The organism is Streptomyces sp. NPDC037203 (assembly GCF_055605065.1).
Map to the genome: position 1 here is coordinate 223529 of NZ_JBVJUC010000002.1, position 25334 is coordinate 248862.

Genomic DNA, 25334 nt, shown 5'->3' on the forward strand with positions numbered 1-25334 from the left:
CGGAAGACGGACAGTTCGCCTGAGAGGGACGCGTTCTGCTCCGGCATGAGCGGAGTATCGCCACCTCTTGGTCGGTTGGAACACCCGCCCTGGGAACATGTGTGCAACTTCCGACCACCCCTGCGAGTCAAAGGGCCGTACGCGCCCACCAGGGGTGCGCACACACGTCGTTCCCAGGGGGACCCCGATATGACCCACCGCTTCAGCCGGCGCAAGGCGTCGGTCGCGGCGCTCGGTGCCGCGCTGCTCATACCCGCCGTCGCCGCCGCCACCCCGGCCGCCGCGACCACGCCCGCCGTGAGCTGCACGTCGGGCAAGGCCGGTCTCGCCGCCAAGCTCACCAAGGACATCACCGCGGCGCTCGCGAACCGCAAGAGCACCGTCGCCCTCGGCCTGTACGACCGCGGCACCAAGACCACCTGCACCCTGCGCGGCACCACCGCCTACGACTCGGCCAGCACCGTCAAGGTCACCGTGCTCGCCACCCTGCTGTGGGACGCCAAGAAGCACAACCGGTACCTGACGAGCACCGAGACCTCGCTCGCCACCCGCATGATCACCCAGTCGGACAACGACGCCACCAGCAAGCTGTGGAAGCAGCTGGGCCTCACCAAGATCAAGGGCTTCCTGGCCGCCGCCAAGATGACCAAGACCGTGCCGGGCACGGGCGGTTACTGGGGCCTGACCCAGGAGAACGCCGCCGACGAGCAGAAGCTGCTCCAGCTCGTCACCGCCAAGAACAGCGTGCTCAGCGACAACTCGCGTGCCTACATTCAGCAGTTGATGGGGAAGGTCGTCTCCGACCAGCGGTGGGGTACGCCCGCCGGCGCCCCGTCCACCGTCTCCGTGCACGTCAAGAACGGCTGGCTCCAGCGCTCCACGCACGGCTGGCGCGTGCACAGCCTCGGCACCTTCAACGGCGCCGGGCACGACTACATGATGTCCGTGCTGACCCAGGACAACAGCACCATGGACTACGGCGTCACCACCATCCAGAACGTCGCCAAGGCCATCCACAAGGACCTCGTGCCGACCACCGCCAAGACGGCGCGCTACGTCCCCACCAGCAGGCCGAGCGAGGCGTTCGTCGCCACGCCCGGACAGTAACCGCAGCGAGGCCGGTCCAAAGCCGGTTGCGCCTGGTCGGCTCGCCGCTACGGTGATCGACCATGCGCCTGAGACATGTCATCGCCACCGTCACCGCCGGCCTGGCGGCCGTCACCACGCTGACCGCCGCCGGGCCCGCCGCGGCCCGGCCCGCCGGCTCCGGATCCAACCGGGCGGCGGGCCACGCCTGTTCGGCACGGGTCCTGATCGACCGCTTCTCCGACGCGCTCGACAAGACGACGTACGACGGCACCTTCGTCGGCAACTTCTCCGCCCTCGCCGTGGACCGCGACGGCTCGCTCGCCGCCCTGGCGGACCGGTCCTCCCTCTTCGACCTGGACGCGAGGACCCTCGCGCCCCGCTCCGCCGTCCACCTCGCCGACGAGAACGGCGCCGACCTCGACTCCGAGGGCCTCGTCATCGACACCGACGGCACCCGTCTCGTCACCTCCGAGACCGAGCCCTCCATCCGCCGCTACTCCCGCGACGGCCGGATCCTCGACCGGCTCCCCGTGCCGGCCCCCCTCCTCGTCGCCCCCGCCGGCCGCGCCACCGCCAACCAGACCTTCGAGGGCCTGACCCTGCTGCCCGGCGGCCACACCCTCCTCGCGTCCATGGAGGAGCCGATAGCGGGCGACGACCCCGGCCTCGTCCGCTTCCAGACCTGGGCCCGGACGAAGGGCGACCACTTCCGGCTCGGCGCGCAGTACGCGTACCGGATCGACCCCGGACTCGGCGTCCCCGAGGTGCAGGCCACGCCCGACGGCCGGCTCCTCGTCCTGGAGCGCGGCTTCACCGCGGGCGTCGGCAACACCGTCCGCCTCTACCTGGCCGACCCGCGCCACGCCACCGACACCAGCGGCATCGGGAACCTCACCGGGCAGCGCGGCGTCCGGCCGCTCGGGAAGACGCTGCTCGCCGACCTCGCCGACTGCCCCTCCCTCGGCGCCACCGCCAGGCAGCCGCAGCCCAACCCGCTCCTCGACAACATCGAGGGGATGACCATCACCGGCCGCGACCGCACCGGCCGCCTCAAGGTCCTCCTGGTCAGCGACGACAACCAGAACCCGGCCCAGACCACACGCTTCTACTCCCTGCGGGTGCGCGCCTGACGGCCGATTGTTACGGCGGGATGAAATCACCGCCCGCCCGCGTTGGTGCCTTCCGGACGAGTACGACGATCGGGAGGCACCGCGTGGGACCGCAACGGGGATGGGCACGACGGCTCGCGGGCTACGCCTGGCGCTATCCGAAGGACGTCGTCCTGGCCCTCGGCTCCTCGCTCGCCGGCATGGCCGTCACCGCCGTCGTGCCGCTGATCACCAAGGTGATCATCGACGACGTGATCGGGGCCCACACCCGCTCCATGGCCCCCTGGGCCGGCGCCCTCGTCGCCGCTGCCGTCCTCGTCTACGCCGCCACCTACGTCCGCCGCTTCTACGGCGGCCGGCTCGCCCTCGACGTCCAGCACGACCTGCGGACGGAGATGTACGACACGATCACCCGTCTCGACGGCCGCCGCCAGGACGAGCTGTCCACGGGGCAGGTCGTGGGCCGCGCCACCAGCGACCTCCAGCTGATCCAGGGCCTGCTGTTCATGCTCCCGATGACCATCGGGAACGTCCTGCTGTTCCTGGTCTCCCTGGTGATCATGGCGTGGCTGTCGCTGCCGCTGACCCTCGTCGCCCTCGCCGTCGCCCCCGCGCTCGGCTGGATCGCCCGGCGCAGCCGCACCAAGCTGCACCCCGCCACCTGGTACGCCCAGGCCCAGGCCGCCGCCGTCGCCGGTGTGGTCGACGGCGCGGTGAGCGGCGTACGCGTGGTCAAGGGCTTCGGGCAGGAGGCGCAGGAGACCCGCAAGCTGCGCGAGGTCGGCCGCAAGCTGTTCGCGGGACGGCTGCGCACCATCCGCCTGAACAGCAAGTACACCCCCGCCCTCCAGGCCGTGCCGGCGCTCGGCCAGGTCGCCATGCTCGCCCTCGGCGGCTGGCTCGCGGTGCGCGGGCACATCACGCTCGGCACCTTCGTCGCCTTCTCCACCTACCTCGCCCAGCTGGTCGGCCCGGTCCGCATGCTCGCGATGGTCCTCACCGTCGGCCAGCAGGCCCGCGCCGGCACCGAGCGCGTCCTGGAGCTGATCGACACCGAGCCGACCATGAAGGACGGCACCCTGGAGCTGCCCGCGGACGCGCCCGCGACCGTCGAGTTCGACGGCGTGTCCTTCGGGTACGCCGAGGACGCCAAGGTCCTGGACGGGCTCAGCTTCGAGATACGCCAGGGTGAGACGCTGGCCGTCGTCGGCTCCTCCGGCTCCGGCAAGTCCACCCTCTCCCTGCTCCTGCCGCGCTTCTACGACGTCACCCACGGCGCCGTCCTCATCGGCGGCCACGACGTCCGCGAGCTGACCCTCTCCTCGCTGCGCGCAGCCATCGGACTGGTCCCGGAGGACTCGTTCCTCTTCTCCGACACCGTCCGCGCCAACATCGCGTACGGCCGCCCGGACGCCACTCAGGACGAGATCGAGGCCGCCGCCCGCGCCGCCCAGGCCGACCGCTTCATCCGGGAGCTGCCCGAGGGCTACGACACCAAGGTCGGCGAGCACGGCCTCACCCTCTCCGGCGGCCAGCGCCAGCGCGTCGCGCTCGCCCGCGCCCTGCTCACCGACCCCCGCCTGCTGGTCCTGGACGACGCGACCTCCGCCGTGGACGCGCGCGTCGAACACGAGATCCACGAGGCCCTCAAGGAGGTCATGCGGGGCCGCACCACCTTGCTGATCGCCCACCGCCGCTCCACCCTGAACCTCGCCGACCGCATCGCCGTACTCGACCGCGGCCGGCTCGCCGACCTCGGCACCCACGAGGAACTCCAGCGGCGCTCCGCCCTGTACCGCAGGCTGCTGACCGACCCGGACGAACTGGGCGGCGTCTCGCCCGGCCACACGCCGCCGGACGGCGAGCCGGCCGAGGACGACGCGGGCCTGCGCGCCGAGCTGGACGCCGAGTACGACGCCGAGCGCGGTGTCACCCCCCGCCTGTGGACCGGCGACCGCGCGCCGAAGGACATGGCGCTGGCCGGCACCCCCGCCACCCCCGAGCTCCTCGACCGGGTGGCCGCCCTGCCCCCGGCCACCGACACCCCCGGCGTCGACGAGGAGAAGGCGGTACGTCCCGAGGACTCCTACGGACTGCGCCGCCTGCTGCACGGCTTCGGGCTGCCCCTGCTGATCAGCCTCGCGCTGGTCGCCGTCGACGCGGGCGCGAGCCTGCTCCTGCCCGTGCTGATCCGGCACGGCATCGACGCGGGCGTCACCAAGCTGGCCATCGGCGCCGTCTGGTCGGCCTCGCTGCTCGCCCTGCTGGTGGTCCTGGTGCAGTGGGCGGCGCAGATCGGCGAGACCCGGATGACCGGCCGTACCGGCGAACGCGTCCTCTACACGCTCCGGCTCAAGATCTTCGCGCACCTCCAGCGGCTCGGCCTCGACTACTACGAGCGCGAGCTGACCGGCCGGGTGATGACCCGCATGACCACCGACGTGGACGCGCTGAGCACCTTCCTGCAGACCGGGCTGGTCACCGCGTTCGTCTCGGTCGTCACCTTCTTCGGCATCATGGTCGCCCTGCTGGTGCTCGACATCCAGCTCGCGCTGGTCGTGTTCACCACGCTGCCCCCGCTGGTCATCGCCACCTTCTTCTTCCGCCGGGCGAGCGTGAAGGCGTACGAACTCGCCCGCGAGCGCGTCTCGGCGGTCAACGCCGACCTCCAGGAGTCCGTGTCCGGGCTGCGGATCGTGCAGGCGTTCCGCCGCGAGCGGGACGGCGGGCGGCGGTTCGCCGAGCGCAGCGACGGCTACCGCGCCGCCCGGCTGCGCGGTCAGTGGCTGATATCGGTCTACTTCCCGTTCGTGCAGCTGCTGTCCTCCGTCGCCGCGGCCGCCGTGCTGATCGTGGGCGCGGACCGGGTCGAGGCCGCCACTCTCACCACCGGCGCCCTGGTCGCCTACCTCCTCTACATCGACCTCTTCTTCGCCCCCGTCCAGCAGCTCTCCCAGGTCTTCGACGGCTACCAGCAGGCCACCGTCTCCCTCGGCCGCATCCAGGAACTGCTGCGCGAGCCCACCTCCACCGAGGCGGCGCAGCGGCCGCGGGACGTCACCTCGCTGCGCGGCGACATCGCCTTCGAGCATGTGCACTTCGCGTACGGCGACGACGAGGCGGCCCTCGCGGACGTCGACCTGAGGATCCCCGCGGGCCAGACCGTCGCCTTCGTCGGCGAGACCGGCGCCGGGAAGTCCACGCTGGTCAAGCTGGTGGCCCGGTTCTACGACCCGACGGCCGGGCGGGTCACGGTCGACGGCATCGACCTGCGCGACCTGGACCTGACCGCGTACCGGCACCGGCTCGGCGTGGTGCCGCAGGAGGCGTACCTGTTTCCGGGCACCGTCCGGGACGCCATCGCCTACGGCCGCCCCGACGCCACCGACGCCGAGGTGGAGGCGGCCGCGCGGGCGGTCGGCGCGCACGACATGATCGCCACCCTCGACGGCGGCTATCTGCACGAGGTCGCCGAGCGCGGACGCAACCTCTCCGCGGGCCAGCGCCAGCTGATCGCGCTCGCCCGCGCCGAACTGGTCGATCCGGACATCCTGCTCCTGGACGAGGCCACCGCCGCCCTCGACCTCGCGACGGAAGCCCAGGTCAACCAGGCCACCGACCGCCTGGCGGGCCGCCGCATGGCGGGCCCCTCGTCCGATGACCACTCCTCGGCGAGCGTTCACGCGCGCACCACCTTGGTGGTGGCCCACCGGCTGACCACCGCCGCGCGCGCCGACCGGGTGGTGGTCATGGACCGCGGCCGGGTCGCCGAGGACGGCACCCACGAGGAACTGCTCGCCCTCGGCGGCCGGTACGCCGAACTGTGGCGGACCTTCACCGGGAGCTCCGAGCCGGAGGAGCCGGTGGGCGCGGTCCGCTGAGCCGCCGGCGACCGGCCGGACCCGCCGGTTCGCGCCGGTGACGGCCGTGCAACCATCCGACACACCCCCTGCGTCGTACAGGCGTACGGCTGCCGGGGGACGGCCTGGACACGCTACGGGGAGGACGAAGACGTGGAAAAGGGTGCGATCCGTCGGCGACTCACGCTCGGCCCGGCCCTGCTGGCCGCGGCCGGGCTGCTGGCCCTCGCGGCTTCCGGCACCGCACAGGCCGCGCCCAGCACCTGCTCGGGCCAGCAGGTCAGAACCTTCTCCTTCGCCCTGGGTGTCACCCGCGTCTACCGCAGCGGCGACTACGTCTGCGCCATGACCGTCGCCCGCGTCCCCGGCACCGTCCGCGCGATGTCGGTCAGCGTCCAGGCCCGCGGCAGCCTCCCGGCCAAGGACACCGGCCACTACCTCAGCCACGCCGGTCCGGTGACCGTGCACGCCGGGCACCGCTGCGTCTGGGTCCGCGGCGCGGTCGGCCGGAACAGCGTCAGTTCGGGCTGGATCCTCTGCTGAGCCGCCGGGCCCACCGACACGCTGGCTCCCGCGCTTTCCCTTGACGGAAAGAAACTTCCCGGATATTCGTGACTCCTTGGAAGTTTCCTTCAGCAGTTCTCCTCTGGGAAGGAGCGCACGTGCCCGACACCAGCACGGGAAGCGACACCAGCAAGAGAGGCACAGGAAACACCGGGGGCGGTGACGGCGGCGCCCGGCTGTCCCGGCGTACCGTCCTCGCCGCGGGTGCCGGGATCACCGCCGCGCTCACCGTCCCCGCCACCGCCCGCGCCGCCACCCCCGACGAGCGCCGGCTCAAGGCCCTGATCTCCGGGATGTCCCTCGAGGAGAAGGTCGGCCAGCTGTTCGTGTCGCGGGTCTACGGCGCCTCCGCCACCGCCCCCGACCAGGCCGACATCGACGCCAACCTCAGCGAGCTCGGGGTGCGCACCGCGGCCGAGCTGATCCGGAAGTACCGGGTCGGCGGGATCATCTACTTCACCTGGACCCACAACACCCGGAGCCCGCACCAGATCGCGGACCTGTCCAACGGCATCCAGAAGGCGTCCCTGGAGCAGCCGCGGGGCCTGCCGATGCTGATCGCCACCGACCAGGAGCACGGCGCGGTGTGCCGGGTGGGCGAGCCCGCGACCCTGTTCCCCGGCGCCATGGCGATCGGGGCGGGAGCGAAAGGGCGCGAAGCGCTTCCCCGCGAGGGCGAGGGCGAGGGCGAGGGCGGGGGCGGGGCGGACGGTCCGGCCGCCGACGCGCGCACCCTGGGCCGTATCTCGGGCACCGAACTGCGCGCCCTCGGCATCAACCAGGACTACTCGCCCGACGCGGATGTGAACGTCAACCCGGCCAACCCGGTGATCGGGGTGCGCTCCTTCGGCGCCGACCCGGCGGCGGTCGCGGAGCTGGTCGCGGCCGAGGTGAAGGGCTACCAGTCGGCCCGAGTCGCCGCCACCGCCAAGCACTTTCCGGGCCACGGGGACACTTCCGTGGACAGCCACTACGGCTTCCCGGTCATCACGCACAGCCGGGAGCTGTGGGAGAAGCTGGACGCGGTGCCGTTCCGGTCGGCGATCGCCGCGGGCATCGACTCGATCATGACCGCGCACATCCAGTTCCCGGCCCTGGACGACTCCGGCGACCCGGCCACCCTCTCCGAGCCGATCCTCACCGGCATCCTGCGCGGTGAGCTCGGCTACGAGGGCGTGGTGGTCACCGACTCCCTCGGCATGCAGGGCGTGCGCACCAAGTACGGCGACGACCGGGTGCCGGTGCTCGCGCTGAAGGCCGGCGTGGACCAGCTGCTCGACCCGCCGTCCATCGACCTGGCCTGGAACGCGGTCCTGAAGGCCGTCCAGGACGGCGAGCTGACCGAGTCCCGCCTCGACGAATCGATCCTGCGCATCCTGCGGCTCAAATCCCGGCTCGGTCTGTTCGGCGACCCGTACGCGGACCGGGCGGGCGTGGACCGGGTGGTGGGCACCGCGTCCCACCTGGCCGCGGCCGAGCGCATCGCCGACCGTACGACGACCCTGCTGGTCAACGAGGACGCGATCCTGCCCCTCGACCGGCACCGGGAACCCCGCCTGCTGGTGGTCGGCGCCGACCCGGACTCCCCGTCCGGTACGACGGGCCCGCCGACCGGCGTGCTGGCCGCCGCCCTCACCGAGGCGGGCTTCACCGCGACCGCGCTGTCCACTGGTACCAGCCCGTCCGCCGCGACCATCGACAAGGCGGTGGCCGCCGCCCGGAACGCCGACGCGGTGGTGGTCGGCACCTACAACGTGACGGCGGGCAGCTCCCAACGCACCCTGGTGGAGCGGCTGCTGGCGACCGGCAAGCCCGTGGTGGCGCTCGCCCTGCGCAATCCGTACGACATCGCCCAGCTCCCCTCGGTCCGGGCCTGCCTGGCGTCGTACTGCTGGACCGACGTCGAACTCCGCGCCGCCGCACGGGTGATCGCCGGCCGGGTCAAGCCGCGCGGCAGGCTGCCGGTACCCGTGCAGCGGGCCGACGACCCGACCCGGATCCTGTACCCGATCGGCCACGGCCTGACCTACTGAGGCGGCCGGGGGCACCGGGCTACGCCGCCTCGCCGAGCAGCCGTACGAGGTGATCGCGGCCCGCGGCGAGCAGGCCGGGCAGCGGGGCGGCCCGCTCGTACCACCGCTTCTCGTACTCCCAGCACAGCCAGCCGTCCCAGCCGCCCCGGCTGAGCACCTCCACGCACTCGGTGAGCGGCAGCACGCCCGCGCCGAGCGGCAGCGGGGTGCTGTCCTCGGCCGAGGCGATGTCCTTGACCTGCACGTAGCCCAGGTGGGGGGCGAGCGCCGCGTACGTCTGCGCGGGCTGCTCGCCGCCCAGCCAGGTGTGCATCACGTCCCACAGCGCCCCCACCTGCCGGTGCCCCACCGGGCCCAGCACCCGGATGGCGCCGGCGCCGGTGCGGTGCGAGTCATGGGTCTCCAGCAGGATCCGCACCCCGAGCGCGGACGCGTCCTCGGCGGCGGTCCCGAGCCGCCGGGCCGCGATCGCGTCGGCTTCCTCCCGAGGCCCCTCCCCGCCGGGGAAGACCCGGACGAAGGGCGCGCCGAGATCGTGCGCGAGCCGGAGCAGCCCGCGCAGCTCGCCGAGTACCGCCGCGTCGTCACCGGGCGCGGCGACCCGCGCGTACCCGGCCACGCACAGCGGTTCGATGCCCGCACTCCTGAACAGGACGGCCGTGTCGGCGCGTTCGGCGGGGGAGAGGCCGGGGTGGACCGGTTCCTCGGGGTGGGCGCGCAGTTCGACACCGTGGTAGCCGTGCTCGGACGCGAGCGCCAGGACGTCCGGGACGGGCAGGCCGGGGACACCGAGAGTGGAGAACGCCAGCTTCATGCACAACGAGCCTACTCGCCCGCCGCATGCGCCACCGGCGCGCCGCAATGTCACGACTTCTCCAAGAAGAACCCAGGTATTGCCGCTTTTTCGCCGACAACCGATGTCACCCGATCTGCCGGGGTAGGGATCGACCGCTCATCCGGTCCGCAAAGACCCACAAGAAGGTCGATACATGGCAGAGTTGACTCGACGCAGACTCCTGGGCTCGGGCGCCGGAGCGCTGGGCGGCGCGGCGGCCCTCTCCCTGCTCCCGCCGAGCGTCCAGAAGGCGGTCGCCGCCGACGCGCCCAGGCGCAGCTCGCTGCACGACATCGAGCACGTCGTCCTGCTGATGCAGGAGAACCGGTCCTTCGACCACTACTTCGGCACACTCTCCGGCGTACGCGGCTTCGCCGACCCGCGCGCGCGACGGCTCGACACCGGGCGCAGCGTCTTCTACCAGCCGGACGCCGAGAACCCGAAGGGCTATCTGCTGCCCTTCCACCTCGACACCCGCAAGTCCAGCGCCCAGGCGATCCCGTCCACCAGCCACGCCTGGTCGGTGCAGCACCAGGCGTGGAACAACGGCAAGATGGACCGGTGGCTGCCCGCCCATCGCGCGGCCGACGGTGCCAACGGCCCCTACGTCATGGGGTATTACACGCGCGAGGACATCCCGTTCCAGTTCGCGCTCGCGGAGACCTTCACCGTCTGCGACAACTACTTCTGCTCGGTCCTCGGGCCCACCTGGCCCAACCGCCTGATGTGGATGACGGGTTCGATCGATCCGGGCGGCACCAGGGGCGGCCCGGTCATCAGCAACGAGGCGCCGGCGCCGTACCGCTGGACGACGTACGCCGAACGGCTCCAGGCGGCCGGGGTCAGCTGGCAGGTGTACCGGCAGGACGACGACTACGGCTGCAACATGCTGGAGCAGTTCGCCGCGTTCCAGAAGGCCAAGCCGGGCTCCGCCCTCCATGAGCGCGGGGTGCGCCCGCGGCCCGCGGGCGCCTTCGAGGACGACGCCCGCAACGACCGGCTGCCGGCGGTGAGCTGGCTCATGCCGACCAGCCACCAGTCGGAGCACCCCGACTATCTGCCGGCCGCGGGAGCGGACTTCGTGGCGTCGAAGATCGAGGCCATCGCCGCCAATCCGAAGGTGTGGCGCAAGACGGCCTTCATCCTCGCCTACGACGAGAACGACGGCCTCTTCGACCATGTCGCCCCGCCCACCCCGCCCGCCGGGACCAGGGACGAGTTCGTCGGCGGCCTCCCCATCGGCGGCGGATTCCGGGTCCCGGCGATCATCATCTCGCCCTGGACCGTGGGCGGCTGGGTCGCCACCGAAGCCTTCGACCACACCTCGGCCCTCCGGCTCCTGGAGCGCTTCACCGGGGTCGAGGAGCCGAACGTCAGCGCGTGGCGGCGGCGCACCTTCGGCGACCTCACCAGCGCCTTCCGCTTCTCCCGGAGCGCCACGCGCGCGCCCCGGCTGCCCGTGGACACGGCGGCGCGGCTGAAGAAGGCGAAGGAGGAGGTGGCGACGCTGCCCGCACCGCGCCTGCCCGCCGCCGACCAGACCTACCCGCACCAGGAAAAGGGCCACCGGCCGCAGGTGTGAGGGAGGGCTGCCGCAGGTGTGAGGGCGGCGGCCCCACCGGGCGAGGCGGCACGGCCCACCGGGGCGACTCCCATCGGGACGAAACGCGACCGCACGGAAGACGGCCGGCCGCGCCCCGGTGGGAGCCCTTCGCGTCGGGGGGAGAGACCGACCGCGTAGACGACGACGGTCGACCACGGGCGCGTCGGCACGGGGGCGTGGGCCGGCCGGCCGCATGGCGTACGGGGGTGCGGGGCCGCCGGGATCGTCCGTACGGGGGCGCGTGTCGGCTGGCCGCGTGGTGCGTGGGAAGGCGGCCGGATCGGGTGCGTCCGTATGGCAACGCGGACCGGCCGGGCGCGTGGCGTAGGGGAAGCGGGCGTGGCGCACGGGGACGCGGGGCCGCCGGTTGCCTGGCGTACAGGGGGCGGGAGTCGGCTGGCCGCGTGGTGCACGTCCCGCCGCGGTCGCGCGCTGCCCCGCCGACGGCGACGCGCCGGTGCGCGTCTTGGTGGCCGCGGGGGACGCGAGCGATCCGGCCACCGGACCCGTCGGCCCGTGCACGCCGGCGCCGGGTGCCCGCTCAGCCCCCGGCCGCCACCGGCCCGCCCCGCTCAGCCCCGTGGCGCCCCCGTCGACCCCCTGACCACCAGTTCCCCCGGCACCTCGGCCGTCCCCCAGGCCGGCGCCTCCTCCCGGCCCATGGCGATGCGCCCGGCCCGCGCGCCCGCCTCGGCCAGCGGCAGGCGGACCGTCGTCAGGCCGGGTACGACGTCCACGGCCACCGGGAGATCGTCGAACCCGGTGACGGACACGTCCTGCGGGACGCGCAGCCCGGAATCCCGCAGGGCGGCGCACGCCCCCGCCGCGACGGAGTCGTTCGCGGCGACCACGGCCGTCAACGACGGGTCCCGGCGCAGCAGTTCCCGCGCGCCCTCGTACCCCGAGCGCCGGTCGAACCGCCCGTGCACGGTCCATCGCGGATCCTCCCCGATCCCCGCCGCGGCCAGCGCGGCGCGATGTCCGTCGAGCCGGTGCCGCGTGGTCGAGCGCTCCTCGGGCCCGGCGATGTACCCGAGCCGCCGGTGCCCGAGGCCCACCAGATGCCCGGTCACCGCCCGCGCCCCGCCGAGGTTGCCGAAGCTGAGGGCGACCGCCCCCGCGTCCGGAACCGGGGGCCGGCCGCACAGCACCACTCGCGTGCCGCCCTCCCCGAGCTTGCGCAGCTTCGCCGCCACGGCCGCCGCGTGCGGCGCGTCCAGGACCGCGCCGCCGGTCAGTACGACCGCGGCCGCCCGCTGCCGTTGCAGCAGCGTCAGGTACTTCAGCTCCTGCTCCGGCGAGCCGCCCGTGTTGCAGACGACCGCGAGCCGCTCGCCGCCCGCCCGGCCCCCGGTGCCCCCGATCTCCGCCTGGATCGCGCTCGCCATGATCCCGAAGAAGGGGTCGGCGATGTCGTTGACGAGGATGCCGACCAGGTCGGACGTGGCGGCGGCCAGCGCGCTCGCGGGTCCGTTGAGGACGTAGTCCAGCTCGTCCACCGCGCGCAGCACCCGCTCGCGGGTCGACGCCGCCACCGGGTAGTTGCCGTTCAGCACACGCGACACCGTCGCGGGGGAGACCTGGGCGCGCGCGGCCACGTCCGCCAGGGTCACGGTCATTCTCGTCGTCCTCCGGGTCGCGCCGATCGTCGTCTCGTCAGGGCAGGTAGACGGCCTGAGCAGGACTTCGGTTCCCGCGCCCTGCCGACGCCCCTCCCGCTGGAAAGGGGCCCCGGAACCCGGACGGGCCTTGTGCCGACCGCCGTCCCGAGGCTAGCTTCCCTCTCGGCGGAAAGCGCTTGCTATGACGATTGTCGCAGTGGACGGCAGGCCGCTCGGCGCCACGCAAGAGGGCTCGGCGAGGCCCCGCCGGGGCCCGTGGAGGGGAGAGGCATGACCCGTAGGACGACGGTGCGCATCGCCATGAACGGCGTGACCGGGCGCATGGGCTACCGCCAGCACCTGCTGCGCTCGATCCTCGCCCTGCGCGACGAGGGCGGACTCGATCTCGGCGACGGCACCGTGCTGTGGCCGGAGCCGGTCCTGCTCGGCCGACGCGAACACGCGCTCCGCGTGATCGCCGGCCGGCACGGACTGGAGCACGTCTCCACCGACCTGGACGCGGTGCTCGCCGACCCGTCCGTCGACGTCTACTTCGACGCGCAGGTCACCGCCGCCCGCGAGGGCGCACTCCGGAAGGCGATCGCCGCGGGCAAGCACGTCTACACCGAGAAGCCCACCGCCACCGGCCTCGACGGCGCTCTCGGACTCGCCCGCCTGGCGCGGGAGAAGGGCGTGAGGCACGGCGTCGTCCAGGACAAGCTGTTCCTGCCGGGCCTGCGGAAGCTGAAGCGGCTGATCGACGGCGGCTTCTTCGGCCGGATCCTGTCCGTGCGCGGCGAGTTCGGCTACTGGGTCTTCGAGGGCGACTGGCAGGACGCCCAGCGCCCCTCCTGGAACTACCGCGCCGAGGACGGCGGCGGCATCGTCGTGGACATGTTCCCGCACTGGGAGTACGTGCTGCACGAACTGTTCGGCCGCGTCACGTCCGTCCAGGCCCTGACCGCCACCCACATCCCGCGCCGCTGGGACGAGCACGGCAAGCCGTACGACGCGACGGCCGACGACGCCGCGTACGGCGTCTTCGAGCTGGAGGGCGGTGCGATCGCGCAGATCAACTCCTCCTGGGCGGTGCGCGTCCACCGCGACGAACTGGTCGAGTTCCAGGTCGACGGCACGGAGGCCTCGGCGGTGGCCGGCCTGCGGAACTGCCGCGTCCAGCACCGCGCTACGACCCCCAGGCCGGTCTGGAACCCGGACGTCCCCGCCACCGAGGCGTTCCGCGAGCAGTGGCAGGAGGTCCCGGACAACGGGGAGTTCGGCAACGGCTTCAAGGCGCAGTGGGAGCTGTTCCTCAGGCATGTGTACGCCGGCACCCCGTACCACTGGGACCTGCTGGCCGGGGCGCGGGGCGTGCAACTGGCCGAACTGGGCCTGAGGTCGGCGGCGGAGGGCCGCCGCCTCGCGGTGCCGGAGATCGCCCTGTGACCATCGGACTCCCCCGCGCCGACGGCACCGTGCGGACGTACGAGCCGCGCCCCGAGCCCCTCCGGACCGCCCCCGGTGCGGCCTTCACCTCCCGTACGGTCTTCTCCGCGGCCCATGTCGTCGCCGACCCGTACGCGGACGTCTCGCCCGGCTCGCCCGCCGCCGTCGACTGGGACGCCACCCTCGCCTTCCGCCGCCATCTGTGGGCGCACGGCCTCGGGGTCGCCGAGGCGATGGACACCGCTCAGCGCGGGATGGGCCTGGACTGGCCGGGGGCCGCCGAGCTGATCCGGCGCAGCGCGGCCGAGGCGAAGGCAGTCGGCGGGCGCATCGCCTGCGGCGCCGGCACCGACCAGCTCACCGGCGGGAGCCTCGCGGAGATCCGCGCGGCCTACGAGGAACAGCTCGCGGTCGTGGAGGAGTCCGGCGGCCAGGCGATCCTGATGGCCTCTCGCGCCCTGGCCGCGACGGCCACCGGCCCCGAGGACTACCAGGAGGTCTACGGCCACCTGCTCCGCCAGTCCGCCGAGCCGGTCGTGCTGCACTGGCTCGGCCCGATGTTCGACCCGGCGTTGGAGGGCTACTGGGGTTCGGCCGACCTGGACACCGCCACCGAGGTGTTCCTCGCCGTGATCGCGGCCCACCCGGACAAGGTCGACGGCGTCAAGATCTCCCTCCTGGACGCGGGGCGGGAGATCGCTCTGCGCCGCCGTCTCCCGGAGGGCGTGCGCTGCTACACCGGCGACGACTTCCACTACCCCGAGCTGATCGCGGGCGACGCGCGGGGCTTCAGCCACGCCCTGCTCGGCGTCTTCGACCCGCTCGCCCCGCTGGTGGCACCGGCGGTACGCCACCTCGACGCCGGGGACGCCGCCGCGTTCCGCGAACTCCTCGACCCGACCCTGGAGTTGGCCCGTCACCTGTTCCAGCCCCCCACCCGCTTCTACAAGACCGGCGTCGTCCTGCTCGCCTGGCTGGCCGGCCACCAGTCGCACTTCACGATGGTGGGCGGCCTCCAGTCGGCCCGCTCACTCCCGCACCTGGCCCGCGCCTACGAACTCGCCGACGGACTCGGCCTGTTCCCGGACCCCCGCCTCGCCGAGGACCGCATGAAAACCCTTCTCGCCCTGTACGGAGTCCGGCAGTGACCGGCGACCTCGCCCGCCTCTCCGTCAACCAGATGACGGTGAAACAGCTGTCCTTGCCCGAACTGACGCAAGTCTGCGGCGAGTTCGGCATCGGCAAGGTGGGCCTTTGGCGCGAGCCGGTGCGGGCGTACGGCGTCACGGAGACGGCTGCGCTGGTCCGGTCGGCGGGGCTGGTGGTGACGACGCTGTGCCGGGGCGGCTTCCTCACCGCGATCGACCCCGGCGAGCGGGCCGCCGCCCTGGCCGACAACCGCCGCGCGGTGGACGAGGCGGCGGCGCTCGGCACCGACACGCTGGTCCTGGTCTCCGGCGGTCTCCCGGCGGGCGGCAAGGACCTGGGCGGAGCCCGCGAACGCATCGCCGACGCCCTCGCCGAACTGGCCCCCTACGCCGAGTCCCACGGCGTCCGCCTCGCCATCGAGCCGCTGCACCCGATGTTCGCCGCCGACCGCTGCGTGGTGTCGACCCTGGCCCAGGCGCTGGACCTCGCGGAACGCTTCCCCGCGCACCAGGTGGGAGTGACCGTGGACACGTACCACGTCTGGTGGGACGACCAGGCCCCGGCGGGGATCGCTCGGGCGGGCACGGCGGGCCGTATCCACGCCTTCCAACTGGCCGACTGGACCACACCGCTGCCCGCGGGGGTGCTGAACGGCCGGGGGCAGCTCGGAGACGGCTCGATCGACCTGCGCGAGTGGCGCGGGCACGTCGAGGCGGCGGGCTACTCCGGCCCGGTCGAGGTGGAGCTGTTCAACGAGGAGTTGTGGGCGCGGGACGGCCGGGAGGTGCTGCGGGAGACGGCGGCGCGCTATCTGGAGCACGCCGCCTGAGTCCGGCTCCGGGTCAGTAGGTGATCCGGTCGAGCAGCCAGACGCCCAGTTCCTCGGTGACGGCGGTGTGCGTGGTGGTCGTCGACGAGCAGATGAAGTCGTCCAGGTCGCTCTCCTCCGGCGGGAGATCGTTCACCTGCACGTAGAGGTCGTCCTGCCGGCCGATGTCGCGGACGGACACCGCGCTGATCGTGGGCACGAAGCAGATGTCGGGGTGCCGCAGGTCCACCGTGCCGCCGGCCTTCTCCAGCGCGTTGGCGAGGATGCGGTACGTGTTGAGCGTGCCGCCGGGCGCGCCGTCGAGTTCCGGGAAGCCGTCGGTGGTGATCGTCTTCTCGGCCTTCGGGAAGCGGCGGTTGAGGTAGGCGGCGGTCACGTCGTCGCCCTGTGCCTGGGTGTAGAAGGTGGTGCCGGGGTAGATCCGCTCGACGCGCAGCGCGGTCTCGCCGGGCCGCACCTCGGGCAGTCCCACACCGTCCCCGCGCCCGCTCGCGACGCCGAGCAGCCGGGGGATGCGGGGCCAGCCGCCCAACCGCGCCAGCTCCGCCAGCAGGTCCTGGCGCTCCTTGGCCACCCCGATCTTGCCGGTGTCCTTGTCGTAGTGCCGCCACAGCATCTGGCGGGCGGCCGGGCTGTTCATCTGCCGGGCGAAGTCGTTGCCCGGTAACGGGATGAAGTACGAGAACGCCTGGACGCCGACCGGGATGGTGGCGCCGCGATGCGGGGTGTCGAACGAGAAGTAGGTGCCGGTCTGGTGGTCGATGCGCTGGTTCTCCAGCCGGGTGAGGGCGTACCGGGTGACCAGTCCGCCCATGCTGAACCCGCCGACGACCAGCCGCTCGCCGCCCAGCCGTTCGGCGGCGGCCCGCAGGATCGCCGCCGTGGCCGCCTGGGCGTTGGCCTGGATCGCGGCGGTGCGCTCGTTGTAGCCGAGCAGGATGACGTCCTTGCCGCGCCGGCGCAGTTCGCTGATGAGGGGGAAGTCGCTCTCCAGGAACTGGTAGAGCTTGTCGAGTTCGCTCCGGCCGAGGCTGAAGCCGTCGGAGATGATCACGGGCCGGGTGATGCCCCGGTTCCCCTCCCCGTGGAAGACCCACGCGAAGCCTTCCGGCAGGCTCCACTCGTTGTCCGGGGACGGTACGTCGACCGGGTTGTGCACCCGCTGGTCGAGCGGATCGCTGATGGTCAGTCCGGCGAGTTCCGGTTCGGCCGAGTCCTGAGGCGACATGGTGGTGCTCCTAGGTGTCGTCGCGAAGGGCGGACACCGCCATGGTGGGGCCGGGTCCGGGCGATGCCGGGCGTGTCGTCCTGCGGGTTCATCACATGGGATGGAACCCGCGGGGGGACCGTTTGCCCCGCCCCGCGGGTGCGTGCGCGCAAACCGGCGGGCGCGCGGCCGGCCGGGACGGCCACGCGGCCGATCGTGGAAACTTGACCGGATGATCACCATATCGACCCGCCGCCGCGCCACCGCGCTCGTGATCCCGCTGCTGCTCGGCGCCGCCCTGACCGGCTGTGCCGCCAAGCGAACGGACTACTTGCAGGACTACGCGGACCACCCGCACCTGCGCGTCACCGGCTACCCGGTCGCCGACAGCCTGGAAGTCGTCCAGAAGCTTCTGTGGCGGCTGGCCGACGGTGACGTCGACGGCGTCGCCGCCCTGGACACCGAGGACGGCGACGCGAGGCCCGCGGCCCGCGGGTGGATCAAGGAGTACGGCAGGGCGGCGGCCCGCGACGAGGTCACCGCCGACTTCGCAGAGGGCTTCGCCGTACGGCAGCCCGTCGTCCTGCACTTCACCCGCCCCGGCCGCACCGAGGAGATCACGGTGCGGCCCGGCCCGCACGACACCTGGGGGATCGTGCTGGTGAATCCCGAGCCGAAGGATGCCGAGAAGTCCGGCGCCGCTGCGACCACCCGGTGAAGGGCTCAGCGGCCGGACACGCCCCGGTACGCCCGGCCCCGCACGAAGAGGACGACGAAGGTGATCGCCGCGATCGCGCACACCATCATGCCGACGGCCAGGAGGGTGATCCCCGTGTCGCTGATGCCCTGTGCGTCGGTCACCGTGGCCGGGCCGAGGGCGGTCTGCTCCCGGTGCACACGATCGGGGTGGTCCGTGATGTAGAGGACCTGGCCCACGATCGCCAGCACACAGAGCGCCGCCCCGGCCAGCAGCCGTCCGCCCGCCCTCGCCCACCACGGGACCCGCGGGCGCAGGGCGATGTCCGGGCAGCGGGCCAGCAGCACGCGCCCCAGGTCCGCGGCGTACGCGGCGAGCCCGTCGGTCCGCAGCCGGCGGCCGTCGGCGAACAGGATCTCGATGCGGTAGCCGTTGCCCAGCCGGGTCGCGAGGCGGTTGACGGCGTCGCCCTCGATGTAAAGGGAGGTGACGCGGTCCCAGGTCCAGCCGGCGGCGCCCCGCCGCGACCCGTGGACCAGGCCCCGCTCCCGCACCTCGAAGTACTCTCCGGGCTCGCCGCGCAGCGCCCGCACGATCTGGGTCACCGCGACCCATACGGCGCCCAGCGCGAGACCGATCAGCAGGCCGATCGCCCGGTTGCCGCGGGCCGACCCCTCGTCGGCGGTGGACAGGCCCCACACCCCGAGCCAGCCCGACGGGACGGCGACCAGCAGGGCCCAGGCGGCATTCACCCACCGCTTGCGGTGGTCGACCGGATGCCGGCTGAGCACCGGCCCGAGCTGGTCCAGAGCGCTCGCTCCCTCGATGGCAGTCACCGGCCAAGTCAAACACCGGCGGTACGGATGCTCAACACCCGTTTCCATCAGCGGAGTTGACCGCCCTCTTTCGGCGCGTCCCTAGAAGAACACCCCGCACCGCAACAGCACATTGGCATACGGGCTCGCCTCACCGGTGCGCACGACCAGCCTCGCTCCCGCCGACAACTCCTTGAGCCGCTCGTGCGGTACGACGTCCAGCCGGGCGAACTGCCGCCGCACCAGCTCCAGATGGCCTCCGCGCAGCTCCTCCGCGACCGTGGCGCCCTCCAGGACCAGTTCGTCCACCAGGCCGGCGAAGACCTCCGCGAAGGACGGCACCCCGGCCCGGAAGGCCAGGTCCACCACGCGCGGCCCGGCCGGGATCGGCATGCCCGCGTCGCAGACCAGAACCCCGTCCCCGTGCCCCAACTCGGCCAGGGCGCCCGCCAGATGGCGGTTCAGGATGCCCGACTTCTTCACAGCTGCCCGACCTCCTCGGCCGTCGGATACGACTCCTGCGCCCCCGCCCTCGTCACGGCCGCCGCGCCGACGCGGGCCGCGTACGCCGCCGCCTCGGCGAGGCCCACGCCCGTGCCCAGCTTCCAGGCCAGCGCCGCCGTGAACGCGTCGCCCGCACCCGTGGTGTCCACCGCGTCGACCTTCACCGACGCGACCCGCCGCGCCCCCGAGTCGTCGTACACCAGCGCACCCCGCGCGCCGAGCGTGACCACGACCGAGCGCGGGCCGAGGGCCAGCAGCCCGCGCGCCCAGTCCTCGGGCTCCCCCCCGGCGGACTCGCCCAGGATCACCCGCGCCTCGTGCTCGTTGACGATCAGCGGGTCGCAGGCGGCCAGCACCTCCGCGGGCAGCGGGCGCGGCGGGGAGGGGTTGAGCACGAAACGGGTGCCGGACGGCAGGGTCCGTACGACCTCCTCCACCGTCTCCAGCGGGATTTCCAGCTGGGCCGAGACCACGCGCGCGGCCCGGAGCAGCGAGCCGGCCGCCCGGACGTCCGCCGGGGTGAGGCGGGCGTTGGCGCCGGGCGACACCACGATGCTGTTGTCCCCGGACGGGTCCACGGTGATCAGCGCGACCCCGGTCGGCGCCCCGCCTTCGAGCACCCCCGCCGGGTCCACCCCGGCCGAGCGCAGGGAGTCCAGCAGCAGCCGGCCGTGGCCGTCCTCGCCGACGCGCGCCAGCAGGGCCGTACGGGCACCCAGCCGGGCCGCCGCGACCGCCTGGTTGGCGCCCTTGCCGCCCGGATGCGTGGACAGATCCCCGCCGAGCACCGTCTCACCGGCGGCTGGCCGCCGCTCGACCCCGATCACCAGGTCGGCGTTGGCCGAACCCACGACCAACAGGTCGTAGTCGTACATCAGTTGACTCCCATGAACCCTTGAAATCCGAGAACCCGAGGAACGAGCCGGGGCGGACGGCCGCCCCCATGGTGCGTCCATGGTGTCCGACCGTCCGCCCGCGCCCGCTTCGCCCGCCGCCGTCAGCCGGTGAATCCGGCCACGTTGTCCTTGGTGACCACCTTCACCGGCACCTTCACCGTCTGCTGCACCTTCTTGCCCCGGGACGCCTTGAGCGCGTTGTCCACGGCGATCCGGCCGAGCTGGGTCGGCTGCTGCGCGACGGAGGCGTACAGCGTGCCCGCCTTGACCGCGGTCAGGCCGTCCGGGGTGCCGTCGAAGCCGACCACCGGCACCGACGTACCGGCCTTCGAACCCAGCGCCTTGATCGCGCCGAGGGCCATCTCGTCGTTGGCGGCGATCACGCCCTGCACGTCCGGGTGGGCCTGGAGCAGGTTCGACATCACGTCGAGTCCCTTGGTGCGGTCGAAGTCGGCGGGCTGCTGCGCGACCACCTTGATGCCGGGGTACGCCTTCAGACCGTTGGCGAAGCCCTGCGCACGCTCCCGCGCCGCCGAGGTGCCCGCCTGACCCTGGAGGATCACGATCTTGCCCTTGCCGCCCAGCTTCTCGGCGATCGTCCTGGCCGCCTGCTCGCCGCCGGCGATGTTGTCCGAGGCCACCAGGGCGTCCACGGTGGCCTTGTTCACCCCGCGGTCCACCGCGATCACCGGGATCTTCGCCTTGTCGGCGGCCTTGACCGAGTTGCTCGCCGCGTCCGAGTCGACCGGGTTGACGATGATCGCGTCGAGGCTCGAACTGGTGAAGTTCTGAAGCTGGTTGGCCTGCTGGGAGGCATCGTTCTGCGCGTCGGTGACCGTCAGGTCCACGCCCAGCTTCTTCGCCTCGGCCTGGGCGCCGGAGCGGATCTGCACGAAGAACGGGTTGTTCAGGGTGGACAGCGACAGACCCATCTTCGGCTTGTCCGAGGACGAGGAGCCGTTGTGCAGGAAGGAGGTCGCGCCGACCACCGCCACCGTCACCACGGCCGCGAGCCCGTACGTTGCCGCCTGCCTGCCCTTGTTGCCGCCGCCCCCGCTGGTGACCGGGGTGGCACCCGCCTTGCGGCGCACCGTGTCGAGCAGCACCGCCAGCGCGATCACGACACCGATCACGACCTGCTGCCAGAACGCGGAGACGTTCAGCAGGTTCAGACCGTTGCGCAGCACCGCGAGGATCAGCGCGCCGACCAGGGTGCCGGACGCCTTGCCGGTGCCGCCCGCGAGCGAGGCGCCGCCGATGACGACGGCCGCGATCGCGTCCAGCTCGTAGCCGTCGGCGGCCTGCGGCTGCGCGGAGGACAGCCGGGAGGCCAGCACGATGCCCGCCACCGCCGCGAACACACCGGACAGGGCGTAGATAGCGAGCTTCTGCTTCTTCACCCGCAGACCCGACAGGCGCGCGGCCTCCTCGTTGCCGCCGATCGCGTACATCGAGCGGCCGATGTAGGTGCGGCCGAGCACGAACGCGGCCAGCAGCCCCATCACGATCATGACCAGGACCGGCACCGGCAGCCAGTCGCCGAGCGTGTCACCGAGGTGCGAGACCGAGGCCGGGAACGGGATCGGCACACCGCCGGAGATCACCAGCGACAGACCGCGCCCCACCGACAGCATCGCGAGCGTCGCGATGAACGGCGGCAGCTTGCCGTAGGCGATGAGGAAACCGTTCACCAGACCGGCCGCCACACCCGTGGCCACCGCGAGGACGACGGCCAGCGCGACCGGCACCCCGTGCTGGGTGGCGCTCCACGCCAGCACCGTCGCAGACAGCGCGGCCACCGAGCCGACCGACAGGTCGATGCCCGCCGCCACGATCACGAAGGTGACACCGAAGGCCAGGATCGCCGTCACGGCCGCCTGGACACCGATGTTGAGCAGGTTGTCCGTCGTCAGGAAGTCACCGGACAGCGCCGACAGGGCGATGACCAGGACGATCAGCGCGGTCAGCGCGCCGTTGTCGAGCAGCAGCCGGCGCAGGCCGCCCGGCGCGCCACTCGCTCCCTTCGTGCTCTTGAGCGTGTCACTGGCCACGGTCGGCCTCCTTCGCGGTGTTGTCGTTCGTGTTGCCGTTCGCGTCGCCGGTCGTGGGGCTGGACACGGCGAGCGCCATCACGGCGTCCTGCGTGGCCTCGCCGGCCGCGAGTTCGCCGGCGATCCGGCCCTGGGCCATCACCAGCACCCGGTCGCTCATGCCGAGCACCTCGGGCAGATCACTGGAGATCATCAGGACGGCGGCACCGGCGGCCGTCAGCTCGTTGATCAGCTGGTAGATCTCGACCTTGGCGCCGACGTCGATGCCGCGCGTCGGCTCGTCCAGGATCAGCACCCTGGTGTCGGCCAGCAGCCACTTGCCGATGACGACCTTCTGCTGGTTGCCGCCGGACAGCGTGCGCACATGCTGGCCGAGCCCGGCCATCCGCACGCCCAGCTGACCGGCGATCCGCTCGGCCGCGGCATGCTGCGCCCGGCGGTCGACCAGCCCGGCGCGGGTCGCCGCGCGCAGGGTGACGAGGCCCAGGTTCTCCTCGACGGAGGCGTCCAGCACCAGGCCCTGCCCCTTGCGGTCCTCGGGCACCAGCCCGATCCCGGCCGCCATCGCGGCGTTCACGTCGGAGCGCCTGAGCGCGGTGCCACCCACCTTCACGGTCCCGTCGTCGTACGGGTCCGCGCCGAACACGGCCCGTACGACCTCGGTGCGCCCGGCGCCCACCAGACCGGCGATGCCGACGACCTCACCGGCGTGCACCTCGAAGCTCACGTCGTGGAAGACGCCGTCGCGGGTCAGCCCCTCGACGCTGAGCAACGCATCGCCCCTGTCCGGGCGTTGACGCGGGTACTGCTGCTCGATCGACCGCCCGACCATGAGCCGTACGAGTTCGTCCTCGGGCGTGGTGGCGGGCACCTGGCCCACACTCCTGCCGTCCCGGATGACGGTGACGCGGTCACCGAGGGCGGCGATCTCGTCGAGATGGTGCGTGATGAAGACGATGCCCACCCCGTCCGCCCGCAGCTGGCGCACGATCGCGAACAGTTTCTCGACCTCCTCCGAGGTCAGCACGGCGGTCGGCTCGTCCATGATGAGCACGCGCGCGTCCAGGCTCAGCGCCTTGGCGATCTCCACCATCTGGAGCCGGGCGATACCCAGTTCCCGCACCCGCGCCCGCGGTGAGACCCGCACGCCGACCCGCTCCAGGAGCTTCGCGGCCTCGGCCTCCATCCGCTTCCGGTCGATCATCCCGAGGCGGCGCGGCTGCCGGCCGAGGAAGATGTTCTCGGCGACGGTCAGGTCCGGCACCAGGTTGAACTCCTGGTAGATGGTGGCGATCCCGAGCCGCCCGGAGTCCTGCGCACCGTGGATGCGCGTCTCCTGCCCGCCGACGAGGATCCGCCCGGAGTCGGGCGTATAGGCGCCGGAGAGCATCTTGATGAGCGTGCTCTTGCCGGCGCCGTTCTCTCCGAGCAGCACATGCACCTCGCCCCGGCGCAGGTCGAAGTCGACACCGTCGAGTGCGACCACGCCGGGAAAGGTCTTGCGTATGCCCTCGATGCGCAGCAACTCGTCCGGGTTGCTCACGTCGTGCTCCTTTGCACTGGGGGGAGGGGCGGGGTGGGGACGATCCGGGCTTTCTCCGGTGTCTCACCGCAGGAACGGCGTACGACCAGCCGGGCGGCGAGGGTGACGGACGTGGCCGGCCGCCCCTCGATCCGGTCGACCAGGGCGCGTACGGCGGCCCGGCCCAGCTCGCCGGTGGGCTGGGCGATCGCGGTGACCGGGGGATCGGTGTGCACGAACCAGGGGATGTCGTCGAACGCGGCGAGCGCGATGTCGTCCGGCACCCGCAGCCCGCGCGCCCGGACGGCGTCCAGGGCGCCGAGCGCCATCAGGTTGTCCGCGGCGAAGACGGCGTCCGGCGGTTCGGGAAGGTCGAGGAAGCCCTCGGTGACCCGGCGCCCGCTGGCGGCCTGGAAGTCGCCCTGGCCGATGTAGACGCCGGGGAGCGGGAGCCCGTACTCGGCCAGCGCGGCGCGGAACGCCTCGACGCGCTCGCTGCCGGTGGTGGTGGCCGCGGGCCCCGCGATGATCGCGACCCGCCGGTGCCCGAGGGCGTGGAGGTGCGCCACGAGGTCCTGTACGGCGGCTCGTCCGTCGGCGCGTACGACGGGGACGTCGACGCCGGGGATCCAGCGGTCCACGAACACCATCGGTGTTCCGGCGCGGGCGGCGTCCAGCATGAGCGGAGACCCGCCGTCGGTCGGCGACACGAGCAGGCCGTCGATCCGCCGGTCCAGCAGGTTCCGTACGTGGTGGTCCTGCAGGTCGGGCCGCTCGTCCGCGTTCCCGATGATCACGCTGTACCCGAGCGACCTGGCCTCTTCCTCCACGGAGCGGGCCAGCTCGGTGAAGTAGGGATTCAGGACGTCGCTGATGACGAGGCCCAGGGTGTGGGTCTGATCGGTCCGCAGCGAACGCGCCACGGCGTTCGGCCGGTACCCCAGCGACTCCACGGCGGCCAGCACCCGGCTCCGCGCGTCCGCGCTGACCGACGGATGCGCGTTCAGCACCCGCGAAACCGTCGCAACGGACACGCCCGCCACCGCGGCGACATCCTTGATACTCGCCACCTCCGGCCCACCTCCTTGTGAACTCGTGACGTTTGGAATCGATTACATCGAGACGCGGAAACGATTGGAATCGATTACATGAGGGGTGGCAAGGGGGTGGGCGGTGGCCGAAACTCAATCGTTACCGGGCCGGAAGGCGACGTCTGGCGGGCGGGAGATCACCGGTGACCGGCGATCGGCGCGCGCCGATCACCGGGGAGGCGTGCCCGACGGGGGCGGGCGTCGGCCGTGAGGACGCGGGCTCATTCCCCGGCGAACAATTCGCCGGCGTCCGCCGCGTGTACGGCTCGTTCGGCCCACGTCTCCAGTTGGCTGAGGTCGGTGCAGGCTTCGATGCGTGCGCGGGCGGTGTCGGGGACGGGGATGCGGCGCCATTCCAGAAGGCGAAGAACCATCGCCTGGGATGTCTGGATGCGCCCCTCTTCCCTGCCTTCTTCTCGGCCTTCCTCGCGAC

General features: G+C 72.6%; 19 protein-coding genes and 1 pseudogene. 10 read left to right on the forward strand and 10 right to left on the reverse strand.

Annotated features, from left to right (window positions below):
* The first annotated feature begins 189 nt into the window (after nucleotides 1–189).
* The 5 genes from ACZ7EC_RS05505 to ACZ7EC_RS05525 all read left to right on the forward strand — a co-directional run bounded on the left by ACZ7EC_RS05505 (nucleotide 190) and on the right by ACZ7EC_RS05525 (nucleotide 8655).
* The gene (locus ACZ7EC_RS05505) at nucleotides 190–1107 is read left to right on the forward strand and encodes a serine hydrolase (RefSeq protein WP_471058369.1); all 918 of its coding nucleotides are present in this window, start codon (nucleotides 190–192) and stop codon (nucleotides 1105–1107) included.
* A 62-nt stretch (nucleotides 1108–1169) separates the two neighbouring features.
* Nucleotides 1170–2219 carry an esterase-like activity of phytase family protein gene (locus ACZ7EC_RS05510; RefSeq protein ID WP_471058372.1) on the forward strand — a complete coding sequence of 350 codons (1050 nt, stop codon included), beginning with the start codon at nucleotides 1170–1172 and terminating at the stop codon, nucleotides 2217–2219.
* Nucleotides 2220–2302: 83 nt separating this feature from the next.
* Nucleotides 2303–6079 (forward strand): ABC transporter ATP-binding protein, encoded by a 3777-nt coding sequence (locus ACZ7EC_RS05515; protein WP_471058375.1) that lies wholly within the window; start codon nucleotides 2303–2305, stop codon nucleotides 6077–6079.
* Nucleotides 6080–6211: 132 nt separating this feature from the next.
* Nucleotides 6212–6601 carry a hypothetical protein gene (locus tag ACZ7EC_RS05520; protein WP_471058378.1) on the forward strand — a complete coding sequence of 130 codons (390 nt, stop codon included), beginning with the start codon at nucleotides 6212–6214 and terminating at the stop codon, nucleotides 6599–6601.
* A gap of 119 nt (nucleotides 6602–6720) precedes the next feature.
* Nucleotides 6721–8655, forward strand: a complete 1935-nt coding sequence (locus tag ACZ7EC_RS05525; protein WP_471058380.1) for a glycoside hydrolase family 3 protein — start codon at nucleotides 6721–6723, stop codon at nucleotides 8653–8655.
* A 19-nt stretch (nucleotides 8656–8674) separates the two neighbouring features.
* Here the strand turns inward: ACZ7EC_RS05525 and ACZ7EC_RS05530 are convergent, their stop codons facing one another.
* Complete coding sequence (locus ACZ7EC_RS05530) at nucleotides 8675–9469, reverse strand: sugar phosphate isomerase/epimerase family protein (protein WP_471058383.1); 795 nt, start codon at nucleotides 9467–9469, stop codon at nucleotides 8675–8677.
* A gap of 175 nt (nucleotides 9470–9644) precedes the next feature.
* Between ACZ7EC_RS05530 and ACZ7EC_RS05535 the strand changes: the two genes are divergently transcribed.
* A complete protein-coding gene (locus ACZ7EC_RS05535; RefSeq protein ID WP_471058386.1) occupies nucleotides 9645–11072 on the forward strand; it encodes an alkaline phosphatase family protein in 1428 nt (475 codons plus the stop codon).
* Nucleotides 11073–11665: 593 nt separating this feature from the next.
* Here ACZ7EC_RS05535 and ACZ7EC_RS05540 read toward each other — a convergent pair.
* Entirely contained in the window at nucleotides 11666–12712 is a 1047-nt protein-coding gene (locus ACZ7EC_RS05540; protein WP_471058390.1) for a LacI family DNA-binding transcriptional regulator, read from the reverse strand.
* A 273-nt stretch (nucleotides 12713–12985) separates the two neighbouring features.
* Here ACZ7EC_RS05540 and ACZ7EC_RS05545 point away from each other — a divergent pair, with 273 nt between their 5' ends.
* From ACZ7EC_RS05545 to ACZ7EC_RS05555, 3 genes are read left to right on the forward strand one after another with little or no spacing between them, the layout of a single operon-like run.
* Nucleotides 12986–14140 (forward strand): Gfo/Idh/MocA family protein, encoded by a 1155-nt coding sequence (locus tag ACZ7EC_RS05545; protein WP_471058392.1) that lies wholly within the window; start codon nucleotides 12986–12988, stop codon nucleotides 14138–14140.
* Entirely contained in the window at nucleotides 14137–15288 is a 1152-nt protein-coding gene (locus ACZ7EC_RS05550; protein ID WP_471058396.1) for a dihydrodipicolinate synthase family protein, read from the forward strand. The genes ACZ7EC_RS05545 and ACZ7EC_RS05550 overlap by 4 nt, the downstream gene beginning before the upstream one ends.
* A 32-nt stretch (nucleotides 15289–15320) precedes the next feature.
* Nucleotides 15321–16118 (forward strand): sugar phosphate isomerase/epimerase family protein, encoded by a 798-nt coding sequence (locus ACZ7EC_RS05555; RefSeq protein WP_471059729.1) that lies wholly within the window; start codon nucleotides 15321–15323, stop codon nucleotides 16116–16118.
* A 13-nt stretch (nucleotides 16119–16131) separates the two neighbouring features.
* On the opposite strand, the gene ACZ7EC_RS05560 is transcribed toward ACZ7EC_RS05555, so the two are convergent.
* Complete coding sequence (locus ACZ7EC_RS05560) at nucleotides 16132–17346, reverse strand: lipase family protein (RefSeq protein WP_471058398.1); 1215 nt, start codon at nucleotides 17344–17346, stop codon at nucleotides 16132–16134.
* A 211-nt stretch (nucleotides 17347–17557) separates the two neighbouring features.
* Here ACZ7EC_RS05560 and ACZ7EC_RS05565 point away from each other — a divergent pair, with 211 nt between their 5' ends.
* Entirely contained in the window at nucleotides 17558–18043 is a 486-nt protein-coding gene (locus ACZ7EC_RS05565) for a hypothetical protein (RefSeq protein WP_471058401.1), read from the forward strand.
* Nucleotides 18044–18048: 5 nt separating this feature from the next.
* Here ACZ7EC_RS05565 and ACZ7EC_RS05570 read toward each other — a convergent pair whose 3' ends face one another.
* The 7 genes and pseudogenes from ACZ7EC_RS05570 to ACZ7EC_RS05600 form a co-directional block, all read right to left on the reverse strand.
* Entirely contained in the window at nucleotides 18049–18858 is an 810-nt protein-coding gene (locus ACZ7EC_RS05570; RefSeq protein WP_471058403.1) for a hypothetical protein, read from the reverse strand.
* Nucleotides 18859–18939: 81 nt separating this feature from the next.
* Nucleotides 18940–19320: a D-ribose pyranase gene (gene rbsD, locus ACZ7EC_RS05575; protein WP_471058405.1), complete on the reverse strand. Its 381-nt coding sequence runs from the start codon at nucleotides 19318–19320 to the stop codon at nucleotides 18940–18942.
* A complete protein-coding gene (locus tag ACZ7EC_RS05580) occupies nucleotides 19317–20216 on the reverse strand; it encodes a ribokinase (protein WP_471058408.1) in 900 nt (299 codons plus the stop codon). Before ACZ7EC_RS05580 ends, rbsD begins: the two co-directional genes overlap by 4 nt.
* Nucleotides 20217–20338: 122 nt before the next feature.
* Nucleotides 20339–22288: an ABC transporter permease/substrate-binding protein gene (locus tag ACZ7EC_RS05585; RefSeq protein ID WP_471058411.1), complete on the reverse strand. Its 1950-nt coding sequence runs from the start codon at nucleotides 22286–22288 to the stop codon at nucleotides 20339–20341.
* Nucleotides 22278–23831, reverse strand: a complete 1554-nt coding sequence (locus ACZ7EC_RS05590; RefSeq protein WP_471058414.1) for a sugar ABC transporter ATP-binding protein — start codon at nucleotides 23829–23831, stop codon at nucleotides 22278–22280. Before ACZ7EC_RS05590 ends, ACZ7EC_RS05585 begins: the two co-directional genes overlap by 11 nt.
* Entirely contained in the window at nucleotides 23828–24880 is a 1053-nt protein-coding gene (locus ACZ7EC_RS05595; protein ID WP_471058417.1) for a LacI family DNA-binding transcriptional regulator, read from the reverse strand. The genes ACZ7EC_RS05590 and ACZ7EC_RS05595 overlap by 4 nt, the downstream gene beginning before the upstream one ends.
* Before the next feature lie 242 nt (nucleotides 24881–25122).
* Nucleotides 25123–25334: pseudogene (locus ACZ7EC_RS05600) on the reverse strand (hypothetical protein); the annotation flags it as partial.

Bases quoted from the DNA above. Each gene is read 5' to 3' on its own strand.
- ACZ7EC_RS05555 (WP_471059729.1), top strand. From the start codon at position 15,321: ATGACGGTGAAACAGCTGTCCTTGCCCGAACTGACGCAAGTCTGCGGC.
- ACZ7EC_RS05540 (WP_471058390.1), bottom strand. From the start codon at position 12,712: ATGACCGTGACCCTGGCGGACGTGGCCGCGCGCGCCCAGGTCTCCCCC.
- ACZ7EC_RS05535 (WP_471058386.1), top strand. From the start codon at position 9,645: ATGGCAGAGTTGACTCGACGCAGACTCCTGGGCTCGGGCGCCGGAGCG.
- ACZ7EC_RS05565 (WP_471058401.1), top strand. From the start codon at position 17,558: ATGATCACCATATCGACCCGCCGCCGCGCCACCGCGCTCGTGATCCCG.
- ACZ7EC_RS05530 (WP_471058383.1), bottom strand. From the start codon at position 9,469: ATGAAGCTGGCGTTCTCCACTCTCGGTGTCCCCGGCCTGCCCGTCCCG.
- ACZ7EC_RS05560 (WP_471058398.1), bottom strand. From the start codon at position 17,346: ATGTCGCCTCAGGACTCGGCCGAACCGGAACTCGCCGGACTGACCATC.
- ACZ7EC_RS05545 (WP_471058392.1), top strand. From the start codon at position 12,986: ATGACCCGTAGGACGACGGTGCGCATCGCCATGAACGGCGTGACCGGG.
- ACZ7EC_RS05580 (WP_471058408.1), bottom strand. From the start codon at position 20,216: ATGTACGACTACGACCTGTTGGTCGTGGGTTCGGCCAACGCCGACCTG.
- ACZ7EC_RS05510 (WP_471058372.1), top strand. From the start codon at position 1,170: ATGCGCCTGAGACATGTCATCGCCACCGTCACCGCCGGCCTGGCGGCC.
- ACZ7EC_RS05505 (WP_471058369.1), top strand. From the start codon at position 190: ATGACCCACCGCTTCAGCCGGCGCAAGGCGTCGGTCGCGGCGCTCGGT.